The following is a 2047-nucleotide window of genomic DNA, read 5'->3' on the forward strand; positions in this document are numbered from 1 at the left end:
AAATACTTCTCTAAATTTCCTTTATAAAAAAGATTATTAAAAATTTATTATTTATTAGAATTTATATGTAAATTTATGGGGCAACTGGTTATAATTTAATTATAAAGGGTGAGTTTATAGGAGGGAATTAGAAAATGAAAAAGAAGGCTTTAATAATACTAAGTATAATCATAGTATTAGTTATTTCTAGCTTTGCCTATGTATCACTTAAGACGAAAAAATTAGAAAAACTAATCCAGGCGCGTAGCAGTGCTTAACTCCCACTTTAATAAGATGGGAGTATTAGCAATGGTAGCGATCGGATAAAGTTAGAGGGCAGATGGAATATAAGTATAGTATACAAGGATGAACCAGGCGTGGACTATTCTTATACTATTGAAAAAGGTGAGATTACTCTGTCAGGTTTTTCAGGAAATATTAAAGATAAAAGTACATTAAAGCATTTATATATTAATAAATAGGGTAGTGTTATAATAATTTGTTTTAAATTTAAGTTGGAGGATTTATGGAGAAAGAGACTAATAAAAAATTAGACTTTGGACTAGTTACTTTATTATTAGCAGTTATAGGGATTTTATTTGCTTTTACCTTTGGAGATATTAACTATGGAGATATTATATTAAATAAAATAGGGTTAAGACCTTGGTCTCAAGGGAATTCAGGGACTCACTACACTATCTATTATTCTCTTATATTTTTTATACCATCAGTAATTTTAGGATATAAGTACAAGGACAATTTTGGAGCTAAGATAGGAAGGGGAATTTCTATTGTAATGATAGTATTAATTGCTTTTGGACTTTTATTTGGTGTTTTGAATGGATAGGGGAAAATGTAAATTGTTTTATTTTAAAGACTTTGGCTTATTAACTGATGGTGATATTGATTTAAAGATTGAAAATAAGGTGCCAGCTAATGAAGAAAAAGGGCATGTCCCTTCATATAAGTATAGAATTACCCTTCATAATATGGATGATACTATTGGAGCTATTGATATAAGAATAGGACATAATGAAAACACATATTATGGGGGTAATATTGGATATACCATTAATGAAGAATATAGAGGTAATGGCTATGCAGCAAAGGCTTGCAAAATCATAAGGGAAGTAGCAATAGCACATGGAATGGAAAAGCTTATTATTACGTGTAATCCAGATAATTTTCCATCAAGAAGAACTTGTGAAAAGGTAGGTCTTACACTTAAAGGAATAGTTGATTTACCAATATATAATGAAATGTATATAAGAGGTGAAAGGCAAGAATGTATATATGAGTGGGAGTTATTAAAAATTTGACTATATTATTTAATTTAAGGTAAGGAGTAGATGGGTTCATGAAGAAAATATTTAAAAGTGCTACATTCTGGTTTTTTATTGCAAGCATAGCAGTAATTATAATTAATATAACAGGTAATGATGATAAAAATATATTGTTAATTGGATTAAACCCTATATTGAATTTTGCTGTTTATACTGAACCATTTAGGAGTATTGCATGGAATGATGGACCTAATCTTTTCATGTATATTGCACACTTACTTACTTTTATTTTTCCAGCTGCTATAATTGATTTTATTATATATGCAATTAAGTATAGTATTAAAAAGTCAATCTCTTTAAAAATAGACCATTAATAGTTTTTAATTTAAATCATATTATAGATTAATAGTTTGTTTATATGTTTGAATTAAAAAAGGGTTGTTTATATACAACCCTTTTTTAATTAAGGAGTTTTGCTAAAATATAAAGCAGTTTCTCCATCTGATATTAAGATTATAGTATTTTTATTTGTAATAGTGCCAGCATTACATTTTCTGTTACAGTTTATATTTTTATAAACTATGTCAGCATTCTCGTCTAAAATAATAATTGCAGAGTTCTTCTCAGGATTTAAAAATTTAAATTGTAAATTATAAGAACCTGTATCATTAGGATCAAGCCTGTAAATACCTTCTTTATATACTGAATCGGTTGGAGGGATAGTTGCATTTGTATAAGCATATGTATTAGTTGTAAAAATCATAGTAAATAAAGCTATTGCAGAT

Annotated in this window: 4 protein-coding genes; 3 read left to right on the top strand and 1 reads right to left on the bottom strand. The window is 27.6% G+C overall.

Annotated features, from left to right (window positions below; genetic code table 11):
• Positions 1–505: 505 nt before the first annotated feature.
• The 3 genes from E6248_RS15650 to E6248_RS15660 are packed head-to-tail and all read left to right on the top strand — an operon-like array spanning position 506 to position 1636.
• Complete coding sequence (locus E6248_RS15650; RefSeq protein ID WP_316341693.1) at positions 506–826, top strand: hypothetical protein; 321 nt, start codon at positions 506–508, stop codon at positions 824–826.
• 13 nt (positions 827–839) lie between these two features.
• Complete coding sequence (locus E6248_RS15655) at positions 840–1298, top strand: GNAT family N-acetyltransferase (RefSeq protein WP_316341694.1); 459 nt, start codon at positions 840–842, stop codon at positions 1296–1298.
• 38 nt (positions 1299–1336) lie between these two features.
• Positions 1337–1636, top strand: a complete 300-nt coding sequence (locus E6248_RS15660) for a hypothetical protein (protein WP_316341695.1) — start codon at positions 1337–1339, stop codon at positions 1634–1636.
• Positions 1637–1725: 89 nt separating this feature from the next.
• On the opposite strand, the gene E6248_RS15665 is transcribed toward E6248_RS15660, so the two are convergent.
• Positions 1726–2047: hypothetical protein (locus E6248_RS15665; protein ID WP_316341696.1), on the bottom strand; the 322-nt coding region annotated here is incomplete at its 5' end.

This window comes from Clostridium sp. (assembly GCF_032552055.1).
Lineage (GTDB): Bacteria > Bacillota > Clostridia > Clostridiales > Clostridiaceae > Clostridium.